The 14,850-nt window shown below is 62.5% G+C and carries 14 protein-coding genes; 6 read left to right on the plus strand and 8 right to left on the minus strand.

All coding sequences use genetic code 11. The features are described 5' to 3' along the window. Positions 1–16: 16 nt before the first annotated feature. The 8 genes from HUK72_RS20150 to HUK72_RS20185 form a co-directional block, all read right to left on the minus strand. Positions 17–1,600, minus strand: coding sequence for a hypothetical protein (locus tag HUK72_RS20150; protein WP_176598386.1), 1,584 nt, complete (start codon positions 1,598–1,600; stop codon positions 17–19). A gap of 56 nt (positions 1,601–1,656) precedes the next feature. After that, positions 1,657–2,106 carry a hypothetical protein gene (locus tag HUK72_RS20155; protein ID WP_176598387.1) on the minus strand — a complete coding sequence of 150 codons (450 nt, stop codon included), beginning with the start codon at positions 2,104–2,106 and terminating at the stop codon, positions 1,657–1,659. Between the two features lie 5 nt (positions 2,107–2,111). Beyond that, positions 2,112–3,224, minus strand: coding sequence for an NAD(P)-dependent alcohol dehydrogenase (locus tag HUK72_RS20160; protein ID WP_176598388.1), 1,113 nt, complete (start codon positions 3,222–3,224; stop codon positions 2,112–2,114). Then, complete coding sequence (locus HUK72_RS20165) at positions 3,218–3,736, minus strand: SCO family protein (RefSeq protein WP_176598389.1); 519 nt, start codon at positions 3,734–3,736, stop codon at positions 3,218–3,220. Before HUK72_RS20165 ends, HUK72_RS20160 begins: the two co-directional genes overlap by 7 nt. A gap of 117 nt (positions 3,737–3,853) precedes the next feature. Further along, positions 3,854–5,101 (minus strand): amidohydrolase family protein, encoded by a 1,248-nt coding sequence (locus HUK72_RS20170; RefSeq protein ID WP_176598390.1) that lies wholly within the window; start codon positions 5,099–5,101, stop codon positions 3,854–3,856. Between the two features lie 16 nt (positions 5,102–5,117). Next, positions 5,118–5,885, minus strand: a complete 768-nt coding sequence (locus HUK72_RS20175) for a hypothetical protein (RefSeq protein WP_176598391.1) — start codon at positions 5,883–5,885, stop codon at positions 5,118–5,120. A gap of 193 nt (positions 5,886–6,078) precedes the next feature. Next, positions 6,079–6,996, minus strand: a complete 918-nt coding sequence (locus tag HUK72_RS20180) for an AraC family transcriptional regulator (protein WP_176598392.1) — start codon at positions 6,994–6,996, stop codon at positions 6,079–6,081. Between the two features lie 28 nt (positions 6,997–7,024). Beyond that, a complete protein-coding gene (locus HUK72_RS20185; protein WP_176598393.1) occupies positions 7,025–7,162 on the minus strand; it encodes a hypothetical protein in 138 nt (45 codons plus the stop codon). Between the two features lie 214 nt (positions 7,163–7,376). Here HUK72_RS20185 and HUK72_RS20190 point away from each other — a divergent pair, with 214 nt between their 5' ends. The 6 genes from HUK72_RS20190 to HUK72_RS20215 all read left to right on the plus strand — a co-directional run bounded on the left by HUK72_RS20190 (position 7,377) and on the right by HUK72_RS20215 (position 14,843). Further along, entirely contained in the window at positions 7,377–7,604 is a 228-nt protein-coding gene (locus HUK72_RS20190) for a hypothetical protein (RefSeq protein ID WP_176598394.1), read from the plus strand. Positions 7,605–7,607: 3 nt separating this feature from the next. Then, positions 7,608–9,284: a choline dehydrogenase gene (locus tag HUK72_RS20195; RefSeq protein ID WP_176598395.1), complete on the plus strand. Its 1,677-nt coding sequence runs from the start codon at positions 7,608–7,610 to the stop codon at positions 9,282–9,284. Positions 9,285–9,312: 28 nt separating this feature from the next. Then, a complete protein-coding gene (locus HUK72_RS20200) occupies positions 9,313–10,818 on the plus strand; it encodes an aldehyde dehydrogenase family protein (protein ID WP_176598396.1) in 1,506 nt (501 codons plus the stop codon). 129 nt (positions 10,819–10,947) lie between these two features. Continuing rightward, positions 10,948–11,832 (plus strand): MBL fold metallo-hydrolase, encoded by an 885-nt coding sequence (locus HUK72_RS20205; RefSeq protein WP_176598397.1) that lies wholly within the window; start codon positions 10,948–10,950, stop codon positions 11,830–11,832. Between the two features lie 168 nt (positions 11,833–12,000). Further along, positions 12,001–13,278, plus strand: a complete 1,278-nt coding sequence (gabT, locus tag HUK72_RS20210) for a 4-aminobutyrate--2-oxoglutarate transaminase (RefSeq protein WP_176598398.1) — start codon at positions 12,001–12,003, stop codon at positions 13,276–13,278. 116 nt (positions 13,279–13,394) lie between these two features. Next, on the plus strand, positions 13,395–14,843 hold the full coding sequence (locus HUK72_RS20215; RefSeq protein WP_218036185.1) for an aldehyde dehydrogenase family protein: 1,449 nt from the start codon (positions 13,395–13,397) through the stop codon (positions 14,841–14,843). The last annotated feature ends 7 nt before the right edge of the window (positions 14,844–14,850 follow it).

Genomic DNA, 14,850 nt, shown 5'->3' on the forward strand with positions numbered 1-14,850 from the left:
TCGCCGGACGATCAAATCAGGCCGCGGCCGGACCCGCCCAGACGATCTGGTAGGAACGGACGTCGGCATGATCGATCGTGAGCTCCAGCCCTTGCGACACGGCCTTGAGGGACGGATTGCCCCCGATACTGACCGCCCCGTCATCCGTCCCTTGCGCTATGATCTCCCCATCGCGATGGAGCGCCCAGTCGCCAAGGCCCTGAATGCGCGAAACGACGATCCGTCCCGTCCGCGCACCCTCGGTCAGCGACAGGTCGAACAGCAGGGCGCGATTGTCAGCGTCATAGACAGCCCGCCACACGTCGACGGGAAAATCGACCTCGGTCAGCGCGGGCTCCTCGAAATGGGCTCGCGTCCAGGGTTTCGTGTAAAGCAGGTGAAGCCCTTTGGGCACGTTCAACCGGGCGAAGGGAATGAAGGCATTGCTCTGCGCCGGGTTCATGACCGTCAGATTGCCCTCCGCATCATATTCTTCGTCGACGCGAAGATAATGATAGCCCCCCTTTGTCCATTGCGGAGACATATAGGCGTCGGCATAGGCAAGCAGCCCGTCGACGGTTTCCATGTCGCCCACTTCGCCGGCCAGCATCGCCATCCAGCCCATGGCGCACATCGGCCCGGCGGTCAGATCGGGATGGGCGAGATGATCGGGCATCTTGACCATCAACAAGCCGTCCTGGCGGCGTATGAGCCACCGATCGCGCTGCCGGGGATAATGTTCCTCGACGAATTCCGGGTTCCAGGCATGCATCAAGGTGCCCGTCCAGCCGTCGGACCAGACATCCATGCCGGGCAGCACTTCGTTCACATGCTGGCGGATGACCGACTTGAAGCTCCCCACTTCGTCGATGAAGCCGCCTCGCTCCTTCCAGGCCTTGACCAGACCCTCCGTCACCTCCTCCGCCGTCGAGCCGCCGGTCAGCAGGTCGTTGAAGCGGAAGCCGAGGATCGGCGGCTGATTGCAGGCGAGAAAAACGCAATGGGGTTCGCATGCGACGCCAAGATAGCCGCTCTCGACCATCTGCCAATAGATCAGATCGTTGAGCGAGTTTTGATCATAATTGAAATGATAGCCTTCAAGGGGATAGTGAAGGACAGGATTGTAATCGAGCGAGAGCGCGTTCGTCTGAGTATAGCGATCATCGTCGAAGAGAAGATTGTACATCAGCGCCATCGTCTGAAGGTAGGCGCTGTACATGATGTTGTCTTTCTTGACGGGGTCGGCCCACCCCTCGGTAACGCCCGCTTCATGGTTGAGCAGTCCGCCGCCCCGGCTTTCATCTTTCCAATGATGCCAGACGGCGGGGTGACGCATCTTCTCGATCAGGCGTTCGAACATGTTCTTGAAGGCGCCGGGCGCGGCGGGCAACCGATGGAAATGGGCAAGCCCAAGCCCGAAGGCCATGAAGGCGAGCTGGAATCGGAAGGCGGCAAAATCGGAGCCGAACGGCGTCGGCCCCATCATGCCGGACCAGTCGTTCTTCAACTGCCGGGCGAGATTGCCGATATGGCGCATGCTGCCGACCTGCTTTTCGTCCAGCAGGGGGAAGCGCTCCAGGTCCGCCTCGACGGCCGTGTTTCTATCCAGCAGAGTTGCCATGCCCATATCCTTTCGATTGGGGCCTGTTTCAGCCCGACAATATCCTTTTGCGCCCTTCAGAACGCCAGCGCCGGACGCCAATGGCTGATGCCGTTGAATGCGCAGCGGCCGACGAGAACGGCGAGCGTGAACGCGGCGCTGCCGGCCAGAGCGCCCTGAGTGGCGGCGACCGGCGTGTTGCTGATCGAAACCGCCAGCCTCTGCCCGATCATCATCAAGGCCATCATGGCGACGTAGGAGAAGGTGACAGCCAGGGCTTTCGTCGAGACGATGGAAGAGCCAGCCCAGGAGCCATGCGCCACAGTGGCCGCCAGCATCAGCAGGCTGGTGAAAGGCATCGCCCAAAGATGGAGCAGAAACAGCGATCCAATCCCACCCGATGCGCCGCCGCAAATTTGCTGCGCTATGATCCATGCGGCCGGCCCGTCCAGCCAGAGGCCAAGCGCCCCAGCGGTCAGGCAGAACGCCATTTCCCCGGCCATCGCCCTGTAGGACCACCCGGTCATGGCGATCAGCCACGCCCCGCCGGCAGCAGGATCGGCTTCAGGACCGTTCCCGCTTCCGAAGCGTGCGCCGCCTCCTCGATCTGGTCGAGGGCATAATATTGCACCAGGCGATCGAACGGAAAGCGGCCCTGCCGCCAAAGTTCGATCAGGCGCGGGATGAAAATCTGCGGCACGGCGTCACCCTCGATGATCCCGCGCACGGTGCGTCCGAAAAGGACCATGTTCATGTCGAGCGTGAACTCGGTGCCCAGGGGAGAGACGCCGATCACGCCACAGACGCCGGTCAGGCGCAGGCAATCGACGGCCTGCCGCACCACTTTGGGCAGTCCGGTCGCCTCCAGCGAATATTGCACCCCCTCGCCCGTAATCTCTCTTATGCGGGCGACGACATCGACCTCGCCTGCGTGGAGGACGTCGGTCGCGCCCAATTCCTTGGCGAGCCCCAGCCGATCGGCATTCATGTCCACCGCGATGATCGTCGTGCAACCGACAACGCGCGCGGCCATGACCGCCGACAGGCCCACGGACCCCGCTCCGAAAATGGCGATGCTCGATCCCGCCGCCGGCTTCAGGGCGTTCATCACCGCGCCCGCCCCGGTCTGGATGCCGCAGCCGAGCGGTCCCATGAGTTCGAGGGGAACGTCCTTGGGAATTTTCACGACGTTGCGCTCATTGGCCAATGCATGATCGGCAAAGGACGACTGGCTGAAAAAATGGCTGCTCAGCCGCGCACCCGCATGATCGGTGCAGCAGGAACTGCCATCGGGCCGCCCCCCGGAGAAATTGCGGCCATATAGATCGACGCAATAGCCGGGGGGTTCCTGAAGGCAATTCTGGCAGGTACCGCAACTGCCGAAGCTCAGGACGACATGATCCCCGACTTCGACCCGGGTCACCGCTTCGCCCACCGCGATCACGACACCCGATCCCTCATGGCCCAGAACGGCGGGGAGCGGCGTCGGGAAATATTGGTCCCGCACGACGAGGTCGGTATGGCACATGCCCGCGCCCGCTACCTCGACCAGCACTTCGTCCGCTCTCGGGCTTTCGAGAGTGATCGGCTCGATCGTGAAAGGACCGCTGCGTTCACGTATGACGGCCGCGCGACTGGTCAGCATGTGGCCTTCTCCTTCGGAAGAATATCCAGCAGACGCTCGACGATCTTGTCGGCGCCGATATGGTCGGCAAAATAGGTCAGCAAGCTCCCATCCGGTCCCAGAAGATAGGTGAGCGAACTGTGCGGCACCTCATACCCTTCGGGATCGTCGGGGTCCGGGCGACGACCGGCAAATACGCGAAATCGCGACCGCACATACTCGACGGCCGGTTTGTCGCCGGTGAGCCCGGTGAAGCGCGGAAAATTCGTTTGCAGGAAGGCGCGCATGACCTCGGGCGTATCGCGCTCCGGGTCCACGCTGATGTAGAATGGCGCCAGCCAGATGGCCCGTTCGCCAAGGCGCTCCAGCACTTCCGACAGCCGGCCGAGCGCGCGGGGGCAGACCAGCTTGCAACGCGTAAAGCCGAAGAATATCAGCGGATAGCTGCCCGCAAAATCGGATAGCCGACGCGCATGTCCCGTATCGTCGACAAGATCGAAGTCCAGATTGTCCGGTCGTCCGCCGTCCGCCATGACAATTTCATCCCATCCGTTGGCGGGCGATGCTGACTGTCGCCCTGCCTTGCTACAAATCCTATATGGCCGCCCGGCAGCGCCTCCTTCGAAGCACCACCGGGCGGCCGCCCCCGATCAATCCGGCAACAGGAATTCGCCGTTGGTGACGAAGAACTTCTCCAGGATCTTCGGACCGAGATGCTCCAGCGAGGAAGCGAACTCGCCAACCGGATCCTTGCCGCCTTCGACATGCGGGAAGTCGCTGGCGAAGCAGTAGACATCCTCAAGGCCATACATGTCGATATATTCGCCCACCGGCTCGAAGTCGAACGGCGACACCCGGACGTTGCGATTGATATATTCGGACGGTTTCATCGGCAGGCGGCGCCCTTCACTTCCATCAGCGAAGGTCTTCGGCTTGAGCGAATAATCATGCTCGTGCCAGATATCGAGCGAGCGGGCGAGCGGGCCGACCCAATGGGCGGTGAATTCGGTCACGCCAACGCGCAGCGTCGGATGCCGGTCGAACACGCCGCCCACGACCATGGTTCCGACGAAGTTCTGCGCCGCCAGATGATAGGTCGACAGCTTCCAGGGATTGAGGAGGACTTCGGTCGTCTCCTTATAGCCCTCGAACGCCTTTGCCTTGACCCAGTCGTTGGTGCGCAGGAACAGGTCTTCGCCGCCGATATGCAGGGTGATCGCGACCTTGGCTTCGGCCAGCATCGCATAGAAAGGATCAAGGTCGTTCGACGCCGGGGAAACGCCGCCCGGCAGCCGCGGAGCCGAGATCAGCACCGCCCGGATGCCGCCATGGATCAGCTTCTTCGTGACGGAGATCAGTTCCTCGGGCGTGTCGCCATAGATCGGCGCCACCGGACGGAAGCGAGGCGAAATCGCCGCGACCTCGACCGTCCACCGATTATAGCTGTCCATCAGTTTGCGGGCATAGCTGTAGAAAGTATCGTCCGTGACGCCGAAGCTGCCGACGCCATATTTGGCGGCTTCATTCGGGGAGCCATAGAGCGCCAGACCGCCCAATCCGGGACCGGACGGGAACATCAATTGCCGGCTGAGCCCCATAGTGTCCATGAGATCGAGCCGCCGGTTCATATCGGCAGCGCCCGGCGCGTTGGGCCCCTTGGCGGTCCAGACCGCCTTGGGGTCCATTTCTGCGACATCCCCGGCGAATCCTGGCACGCTGATGATGTTCTGGGCCCCGCCATTAGGGTTGATGTTGATCGCCCGCTCCGCCCAGGGCCGGGTGATTTCGCCCCATTCCTCGACCCAGAGCTGCGCCGGGACCATCTCGTGACTGTCAATGTCCGTGATGCGTCCGGCAAAGGGCGCCACGCTGTCCGGCAATGATGGTGTTACCTGCATTTAGACCTCCTCTATATCAATCTACCGCAGCGAGCTTGGCTGCTTCCCAGATCTCGATCGCCAAATGCAGCTTGTGCCCGTCGACGATCGGCATCGGCGTTTTCGGCGGGAAAGCAGCACATTGCTTTATGGAAAAGCCGTTCTCGAGCGGCTTGAATTGGTGATAGGCGTAAAGGTTCATCGGCGTGCCATCGCTGGCCAGGGTCGTGTGACCGGCCATCAACATGGGATAATCGGTGTCCCGCTCGACCGGGACGGATATCGTCTGGTCCGGATGGGCATAGAGCCAAGTGGGGCCGCCATAATGGCCGAATGTCTCCATATGCTCAAGGCGCGTGCTGTCGCCGCTCGCGAAATCATGGTCCGGATGCATGGCTGCATAGACATGGTGGATCGCGTCCAGGTTGACGACCTTGGCCAGATCCTCCAGCGAAACGCCGGTTACCGTTATGTCGGTCTGGGCCAGCAGCAGCGGCGCGCCCTCCGGCGCATCATTCGCCGCCTTCCACATCTTGTCCGACGCAAGAAGCTGCTCGCGATAGAGATCCTTAAGCCCCGCTGGTCCATAGGACTGGCGCGTCGCAATTGAAATGGCGCGCGCCTGATCGGGAAGCAGGCGGTCGATATCGTCATGGGACAACGGCCGGCCATCGCCTTCAATTGCGGCGCCAAGCCGCGCCATCCTATGAAGCGCAAGCATGTGGCGCTGATATTGAATGTCTTCAAGCTGACTGGCCGAGTAGCTTTGCCCGTCGATCAGACAATGTAACTGGAGATCGCGCATCAATCCTGATTCCACTCCTGTACGCGTACTTATTGCTTCCGAATGCCTAGAGCATTTGAATTTGGTTCATAACGCACTGCCGATGCATCGATGGCTGCTTCCTCTAAGCTACGCCGAGCGCCGCTCTCCACAATAACCGGAGACGCCAAAACTCTTTCGAAAGACGCCAATCCGGCAGCGCCGAGAAATGCCGTTAGCTCGCATGGGCGATCGAGCGCTGTGTCCTCCACTCGCCGGGAGAGACGCCCTCCCATTCCTTGAAGGCCCGGTAAAAGGATGTCGCGCTCTCATACCCCAGCATCGCGGCTATGGCGTCGATATCGAGATCGCGGTTGTCGAGAAGTTGCACGCCACGCTCGCGTCGCGCCTCGATAAGCAGCGCGCGATAGGTGGTCGCTTCATCGGTGATGCGTCGCTGGAGGGTACGTTCGCTCATCCCGAGTTCGCTCGCGATGGTCGCGACCTCTGGCCGGCCTGACGTCATGGCGCGCTTCATGGCGGATTTGACGCGATCACCGATCGTGCCCTCCGCCGCCGCTTTGGCGAAAGCGTCGATAAGACTTTGTGTGACAAGCTCCAGAAATTCAGGGCTATATCCGGGGAAAGGAATATCGAGATCGGCGCTGTCGAAGGTTATGGCATTATGCCGAGCGCCGAACTGCAACTCGCAGCCATAATAGGCTTCAAGGTCGTCGCAGCGCGTTCTTTCCCTGGCATATTGGACGCGAACCGGCTTGATGCGTTGCCCTGTTCCCCGCCGCCCCAATTCGACGATGAACGTGAATGCCAGATCGATGGAGAGGGCGGGTTCGGCTTCCGTCGCATAGGGCCAGTCCCGCCCCATCGACCAATGCCCCCCATCCTCCCGCGTCCATAATTTTTCGGATGAGACCATGCTCTTGAAATGGAGGAGACGGCTGATCGCATCCCGGAAATTGGCGGCATAGAGACCCGCCAGAAAACCGGGCTGCTGTCCGGTGCAGTCCCCTGCCTTGATGATGCGCAGCGCGAAACAGCAGTCGGCGGCCAGCGTCTCGATCGCCTTCCAGATGGCGAAATATTGCGGCGTCGAAAGGGGCGTCGCAGGGTTCAGATGAATGCTGGCAGGCAAACCCGCGAGATGCAGAACGGCTGACGGCTCAATCCCTGCGGCGCGTGTCGCCCGCCACAATGTGGACGGAAAGCTGCATCGATCCGTCCCGGACCTGATCACCGACCCTGATCCGGGTATCTGCGCCCCGCGTCCCTGCGCGCAGATGGCGAAGCGATGTTTTCATCCGTCATTCTCATGGCACCCGCGTCCATCCCGTTTGCCGTTGCGTTCTTGATGCTTTGAAATTGAGGCAAGCATGGCTGCGGCGCACTAACGAATGACGCCAACACTCTTGCAAATGACGCCAATCGTCATGGCGCTGTCCGGAGGCGGCACGTGCCAGCAGCGCAAGGCGTGGCAGATTAAGGCAAAGCTCGTCGTGGGAAATCACCCGGCAGGTGGCGATCGGCTTCCTGCCATACCTTTTACGTATAGCCATCGATCCTAATCGATATTTCCAGGCTGCTTGCTTCATCGGCATCCCTTTATCGGAACCGATGAAGGATGGGCGTCAGCTTGAGCCGGATTTCATGAACGGCGAAGCCGACATCCAGTCCGGCAGGCGTGGTCCTGGAGCAAGTGCGCAAGGAAATGCGCATGCCGTGATCTCCGGGGGAGGAGAATAAAGCGTGGCAAGGAAACGAGACGAGGTCAGCGAGAGCTACGACTATATCGTCATTGGCGCAGGGTCAGCCGGTTGCGTGATGGCGAACCGGCTGACGGAAGAGGGAGCCTCGGTTCTTTTGCTCGAAGCGGGCAAATGGGATCGCGATCCACTCATCCATATTCCCGTCGGCATCGGCAAGATCTTCCCCGAACGGCTCCACGACTGGGGCTATTTCATGCAGCCGGACGCAGGCATTGACGGACGCGGCATTGAATGCGCGCGCGGTAAGGTGGTCGGCGGTTCATCCTCGATCAACGTCATGGTCTATGTACGCGGTCATGCGGGGGATTATGACCGCTGGGCCGCGAACGGCGCGCGGGGCTGGTCCTATGCGGATGTGCTGCCCTATTTCAAACGGTCGGAGCGATGGGAGGGCGGCGCCAATGCCTATCGCGGCGGCAACGGTCCGTTGCATACCCAGCGGACGCGGTATCGCGACCCGATCCTGGCATCGTTCATCCAGGCCGGCAAGGAAGCCGGCTATCCGGTTACCGAAGATTATAATGGCGCCGACCAGGAAGGTTTCGGCTATGTCCAGTCGACTATCCATCGCGGACGGCGCTGGAGTTCGGCCGACGCCTATTTGCGGCCCGCGCTGGCCCGCCGGTCGCTGCGCGTGGAGACGCAGGCGGAGGCGCGTGAGATCCTGATTGATGAAGGACGCGCGACGGGCGTCCGCTATGTGCGCCAGGGGGTCGAGCGAAAGGCCCATGCGCGGCGCGAGGTGATCCTGTGCGGCGGCGTGATCGACAGCCCGAAATTGCTGATGCTTTCGGGCATTGGCGATCCCGATCAGTTGCGCGCCCTGGGAATAGGTGTGAAGGTCGCGTCCCCCGGCGTGGGCGCCAACTTCCAGGACCATCTGAGCGTCATCACCGTTCACCGCAGGAGCGATCCCGCGCCGTTCGAACGGGCCATGCGCTATGACCGGCTGGCGGGGGCGATGCTCGGCGCGATGCTGCGGCGCGACGGTTTTGCGGGGGACGTGCCGATCGGCGCGACGGCCTTCCTCAAAACCGCCAACGGGGAGTCCCTTCCCGACATCCAGTTCCTGTTCCTTGCCGCGCCTTTTCCGGCCAGGGTCTGGTTCAAACCCTTCATTCAGCCGGTTCCGAATACGTTCGGATGCCGGATCGCCCTGCTGCGTCCTGAAAGCCGGGGCGCCGTGCGGCTGGCTTCCGCCGATCCGACCGCGGCGCCGCTCATCGAGCCGGGCTTCCTCCAGTCCGAGCATGATCGCAGACGGCTGCGAGACGGCGTCCGGATGGCCCGCAAGGTGATGTCGCAGACGGCGATGCAGCCTCATGCCGGGTCGGAGATCCTGCCCGGCGAGGCCCGGCAAACGGACGAGGAACTCGACGCCTTCGTTCGGGCGAATTCGGTGACGGTGCACCATCCCGCAGGCACCTGCCGCATGGGAGGAGAAGGCGATGCCGGGCGGGTAGTCGATCCGGAGCTTCGCGTCTGCGGCGTCCAGGGGCTGCGCGTCGTCGATGCGTCAGTCATGCCGGACCTTGTCGGCGGCAACATCAACGGCGTCGTGATGATGATCGCGGAAAAGGCGGCCGATCTCATTCGCGGCAAGGCTCTGGCATCTGAGGAGCCCCATCCCTCGGTCGAGCTGGAAGCCGCCCTTTGACACCTCTTTGCGAACGGAACGCCGTGCGATGCAGACCCAATCCAGCCTGAAACCGATCGATCCCGCGAGCGAGGGCGTTCTGCCAGGCCAGCGCAATCTCTATTATGGCGGACAGTGGCACGCCCCGCTGCGCGGCGGCACGCGCGCCGTGCACGATCCGGCGACCGGGGCACTGCTTTGCGAAATAGCGGAAGCAGACGAGCGGGATGTCGACGCGGCGGTGATCGCCGCCAAAGCAGGCTTTGCCCAATGGCGCGATGTCGCTCCGCTCGAACGGGCGAAATTGCTGCGCGAGATGGCATCGCGCATGCGCGCCAATGCGGAGAAACTGGCGCTGCTCGATGCCATCGACGGTGGCAATCCGGTCCGCATGTTGCGCGGCGACGTTGAAATGGCGGCGGGGCAGATAGAATTTTTTGCCGGTCTCGTCACCGAAATGAAGGGCGCGTCGATCCCGATGGGCTCCGGTTCGGTGAACTTCTCGGTCCGGGAGCCTCAGGGCGTCGTGGCCCGGATCATCCCGTTCAATCACCCGCTGATGTTCTGCGCGGGCAAGGCGGCGGCGCCGTTGGCGGCAGGGAATGCGGTCATCATGAAACCGCCCGAGCAAGCGCCGCTCTCCGCCCTCATGCTCGCTGAAATGTTCGACGGGCTGCTCCCGCCCGGCGTGTTCAACATCCTGCCCGGCGGACGCACAGCCGGCGCGGCGCTGGCCGAGCATCCCGATGTGGCGATGGTGACCGTCGTCGGCAGCGTCGCCACCGGACGGGCCGTGATGCGATCCGCCGCCGAGACGATCAAGCCCGTGCTGCTGGAGCTGGGCGGCAAAAATGCCCTGATCGCCCTGGCGGACGCAGACCCCGAGGAGGTCGCGGATGCCGTCATCAGGGGCATGAACTTCGACTGGTGCGGCCAGTCCTGCGGCTCGACCAGCCGCGCCTTCATCCACGACAGCATCTATGACGCGGTGGTCGAAAGGGCGGCGGAGAAGATCAGGCGTTTCCGCCCCGGCATCCCCTCCGATTCCGAAACGGTGATGGGAGCGATCGCTTCCGAGGCGCAATATGACCGGGTGGTTTCGTCCGTCGAGCGCGGGATCGCGGAAGGCGCGCGGATCGTCTCTGGCGGCAAGCGGCCCAATGACGATGCATTGGCGCACGGCTGGTTCTTCGAACCGACCCTTTTCGCTGACGTGACAATGGACATGGCGATCGCCCGCGAGGAAATCTTCGGCCCGGTCCTCTCGGTGCTGCGCTGGCACGATGAGGAGGAACTGGTCGCCTGCGTGAACGGCAATGATCTTGGCCTGACCTGCTCGATCTGGACTAACGATCTGCACAGCGCGCACCGCCTCGCCGGCGCCGTCGAGGCAGGCTATGTCTGGGTCAACGAAGTCGCCCGGCATTTCCTGGGAGCGCCCTTCGGCGGTGTACGCCAGTCCGGCATCGGGCGCGAGGAATGTCTGGAGGAACTGCTCGCCTTCACCCGGGAAAAGAACATCCACATTCGGCTGAAGAAGTCGACGGCTGTCTAGAGCGCGCTGCGTTAAATCGGACGCAAGACGCGCGCGCTAAGTTTTTGTTGCCGCATCGTTTTTACGCAAAACCGGTTCCCACTTTTGCGCACGATGCTCTAGGCCAGCCCGTTAGGAAAGGAATTGGCGATGAAGATGCTCGGCAAGATAGGCAAGGTCGAGATAGGCCGCGTCTTTGACAGCGCGTTGCTGGGGTTCACGGCCCAGACATGGTTTCCCAACTTCACCCGAGAGGCGGTGAAGCCCCATGAACATTGGCTCTGCCCCGATCATTATGATCCGGAGACCGGGCGCTTTCCGATGCCCGTACATAGCTGGCTTCTCAAGGTCGGCCAATATAATGTCCTGATCGACACCTGCATGGGCAATGACAAGGATCGTCGCGCCTTCGCGGAAATGCATCATCTGGCCAACCGCTATCTGGAGCGGTTGGCGGAGCATGGACTTCAACCCGAGGATGTCCACTTCGTCCTCTGCACCCATCTTCATGTCGATCATGTCGGCTGGAACACCCGCCTGGTGAACGGACGCTGGGTTCCGACTTTCCCCAATGCGCGCTATGTCTTCTCCCGCGTCGAATATGAGGCGGCCAAGGCCGAAGCCGCCGATCCCGAATGCGCACCCTATTTGCGGGCCACATTCGAGGATTCGATCCATCCTGTCGTGGAAAGCGGCAAGATGATGCTGGTCGAAGACCTTCACGAATTGCTCGATTGCCTCCTGCTTCGCCAGGCGCCCGGTCATTCGCCGGGGCATGTCCGCATCGAGCTGCGGTCGGAGGGCGACACCGGCGTCTTCGCCGGAGACCTGCTCCATTCGCCCATGCAGGTGCCCCTCTGGCATATGAGCAGCATCGTCTGCTGGAATCAGGAGATGGCGGCCGCGACCAGACGCGAATTGCTGGAATTCTGCGCCGATGAAAATGCCCTGCTCATTCCAGGCCATTTCGAAGCGCCGTATGTCGGCCGCATCAGAAGGGACGGCGACAGCTTCGCCCTGGATCTGGGCTGGTGACATCCCGATCCGGTCCAGTTGGTCCCGCCCAATGCTGCGCGCCGGTGTGATAAGGACACCATGTGTGCCACCAATTGCATCTACGCATGACGCGCAGCCTGCCAGCATGATCCTCGTGCGCCCGCGGCTTTGTCGCCGGGATGCCGGGAACATCTTTCAAGAGAGACGATGAGCACCTCATTCCAAGACCGGCGCTTGGCCGCCATTCCGCGCGGCCTTGCCTCCGCCACACCCTTGGTCGCCGTCCGGGCGCTGGGCAGCGAGATATGGGACGCCGACGGAAAGCGCTATATCGATTTCGCGGCCGGTATTGCGGTGCTCAATGTCGGGCATCGGCATCCCAAGGTCATTGAGGCGGTCAAGGCCCAGATCGATCGCTTCACCCATACGTCTTTCCAGGTGATGGCCTATGAACCCTATCTGCAACTGGCAGAGGCGCTCAATGATCTGGCGCCGGTCCGGGGTTCGGCAAATACGCTGTTGTTGAACTCGGGCAGCGAAGCCGTGGAGGCCGCCGTCAAGATCGCCCGAATGGCCACGGGCCGGTCCGCCGTCATCGCCTTTGCCGGGGCGTTTCATGGCCGGACGCTGATGGCGACGACGCTGACGGGGAAAGTGGCCAACTATAAGCGCGGCTTCGGATCGATGGTGCCGGAGGTTTACCATGTCCCCTTCCCCTCGCCCGGATCGGGATTGACCACGGCCGATACCCTGGGCGCGCTCGACTTCCTCCTCAGCGTCGACGTCGATCCGGAACGCGTCGCGGCGATCATCGTGGAACCGATCCAGGGAGAAGGCGGCTTCAATCCGGCACCCGCCGAAATGCTGGCGGCCTTGCGCGCGCTGTGCGACCGTCATGGCATCCTGCTCATCGCGGACGAGGTTCAGACGGGCTTCGCGCGGACCGGCCGGATGTTCGCGGTCGAGCATAGCGGCATCGCGCCCGATCTGATCGCCGTCGCCAAGGGCATGGGTGGCGGCTTCCCGCTGGCCGGCGTGATCGGGCGCGCCGACATAATGAACGCCGGCGATCCGGGATCGCTGGGCAGCACCTATGGCGGATCGCCCGTCGCCTGCGCGGCGGGGCTCGCCGTGCTGGACATCATTCGCGACGAGCGATTGGCGGACCGGGCGATGGCCATCGGAGAGCGCATCGCCGCCCGCATGGCCGCTCTTGCCGGACGAGCGGACTTGATCCCGATTTCGCCCCCGCGCGGCATGGGGGCCATGATCGCCTTCGACATCCTGTCGGCCACTGACGGGAAACCTGACCCGGCCGCCGTGAAAATGGTCATGGCGCGTGCGCGCGAGCTGGGTCTGATCATCCTGTCATGCGGCACCCATGGTCAGGCGATCCGTCTGCTTCCGCCATTGACCGCTTCGGACCAGATCGTCGAAGAAGGTCTGACGGCGCTTGAAGAAGCCCTTTCCCGGAAAAGCATCTGACCCCCTTCATTCGGACCCTGCCACAGACGCACAAGCGGAACCATTCTTATCAAGCCTGTTTACATAGAGACAGATTATACGCAATATATATTCTATAAGACTCAGGGAGGTGCCGGGTGAAAATCGATTTCCACCAGAATTTCATCGATGGCGCGTGGATCGATCCGGTGGACGGGGGCACGATCCCGATCTACGAACCAGCGACAGGAGAGCCGTTCGGCCTCATCGCGGCCAGCGGCGCCGCCGACGTCGACCTCGCGGTCAACGCGGCGCGCCGGGCATTTGACGACGGCGCCTGGGGACGGACGACCGCGACCGAGAGAGGCCGGCTGCTCACCCGGTTTGCCGACCTCATCCTGCAGAATGCGGCCGAACTCTCGGCCATCGAAGCCAAGGATACCGGCAAGCCGCAAAGCGTCGCGGACGCCGACATCGCGGCGCTCGCCCGTTATTTCGAATTCTATGGCGGGGCGGCTGACAAGCTGCACGGCGAAGTCATTCCCTATCTGAGCGGCTATCATGTCAATGTCGTGCGTGAACCGCATGGCGTGACTGGCCATATCCTGCCGTGGAACTATCCTGCCCAGATGTTCGGGCGGACTCTTGCGCCGTCGTTGGCCGTCGGCAACGCCACCGTCCTGAAACCCGCCGAAGACGCATGCGCGTCATCGCTGCGGCTGGCAGAGCTCGCCAGCGAAGCCGGCTTTCCGGAAGGCGCGATCAACGTCGTCGCCGGTACAGGCCATGTTGCGGGCGCCGCGCTGGCGTCGCATCGCGGGGTCGATTTCATGTCGTTCACCGGATCGCCCGAAGTCGGCCAGATCATCCAGAAGCTTTGCGCCGATCATTACATCACCTGCACGCTGGAGCTTGGCGGCAAATCCCCCCATCTGGTGTTCGCGGATGCCGATCTCGACGCCGCTGTCCCGGTGATCGTCAAGGCGATCACGCAAAATAGCGGCCAGACCTGTTCCGCGGGCAGCCGCGTGCTCGTCGAGCGGACGATCCTCGACAAGTTCGCGGCTCTGCTCGCGGCGGCTTTTGCGAAGGTTCGCGTCGGCGCACCCGAGATGGATCTGGATTGCGGCCCCATCATCACGCGCAAGCAACAGCAGCGAGTGCAGGGCTTCATCGACCGCGCGCGTGAAGATGGCGTTGCCGTGATCTCAGAAGGGGAGATAGCCGAGGGGGCCGCGGCCGGGGGCTTTTACGTCAAGCCCGTGGTGTTCGGGCCGGTTCCTCGCTCCCATGCGATCGCATTGGACGAGGTGTTCGGGCCCGTCCTGACGGTCCTCCCCTTCGAAGACGAAGCCGATGCGCTCCGCTTGGCCAATGCAACGGAATATGGACTCGTCGCCGCGATCTGGACGCGCGACGGCGGTCGTCAGCTTCGCCTGGCGAAGCGCATTCGATCAGGGCAACTGTTCATAAACTGCTATGGGGCGGGCGCCGGCATAGAGCTTCCATTCGGCGGAGCAGGCAAGAGCGGACATGGCCGTGAAAAGGGCTTCGCCGCGCTCCACGACTTCAGCAAGACCAAGACTCTGGTCTTCCATCACGGTTAGCCCGGTC

The organism is Sphingobium sp. 15-1, assembly GCF_013375535.1.
Taxonomy (GTDB): Bacteria; Pseudomonadota; Alphaproteobacteria; order Sphingomonadales; family Sphingomonadaceae; genus Sphingobium; species Sphingobium aromaticivastans.

Coding starts and splice junctions, on each gene's coding strand:
- HUK72_RS20155 (WP_176598387.1), bottom strand. CDS start 2,106: ATGACCGGGTGGTCCTACAGGGCGATGGCCGGGGAAATGGCGTTCTGC.
- gabT (WP_176598398.1), top strand. CDS start 12,001: ATGAGCACCTCATTCCAAGACCGGCGCTTGGCCGCCATTCCGCGCGGC.
- HUK72_RS20185 (WP_176598393.1), bottom strand. CDS start 7,162: ATGAAAACATCGCTTCGCCATCTGCGCGCAGGGACGCGGGGCGCAGAT.
- HUK72_RS20175 (WP_176598391.1), bottom strand. CDS start 5,885: ATGCGCGATCTCCAGTTACATTGTCTGATCGACGGGCAAAGCTACTCG.
- HUK72_RS20150 (WP_176598386.1), bottom strand. CDS start 1,600: ATGGCAACTCTGCTGGATAGAAACACGGCCGTCGAGGCGGACCTGGAG.
- HUK72_RS20205 (WP_176598397.1), top strand. CDS start 10,948: ATGAAGATGCTCGGCAAGATAGGCAAGGTCGAGATAGGCCGCGTCTTT.
- HUK72_RS20170 (WP_176598390.1), bottom strand. CDS start 5,101: ATGCAGGTAACACCATCATTGCCGGACAGCGTGGCGCCCTTTGCCGGA.
- HUK72_RS20160 (WP_176598388.1), bottom strand. CDS start 3,224: ATGCTGACCAGTCGCGCGGCCGTCATACGTGAACGCAGCGGTCCTTTC.
- HUK72_RS20165 (WP_176598389.1), bottom strand. CDS start 3,736: ATGGCGGACGGCGGACGACCGGACAATCTGGACTTCGATCTTGTCGAC.
- HUK72_RS20200 (WP_176598396.1), top strand. CDS start 9,313: ATGCAGACCCAATCCAGCCTGAAACCGATCGATCCCGCGAGCGAGGGC.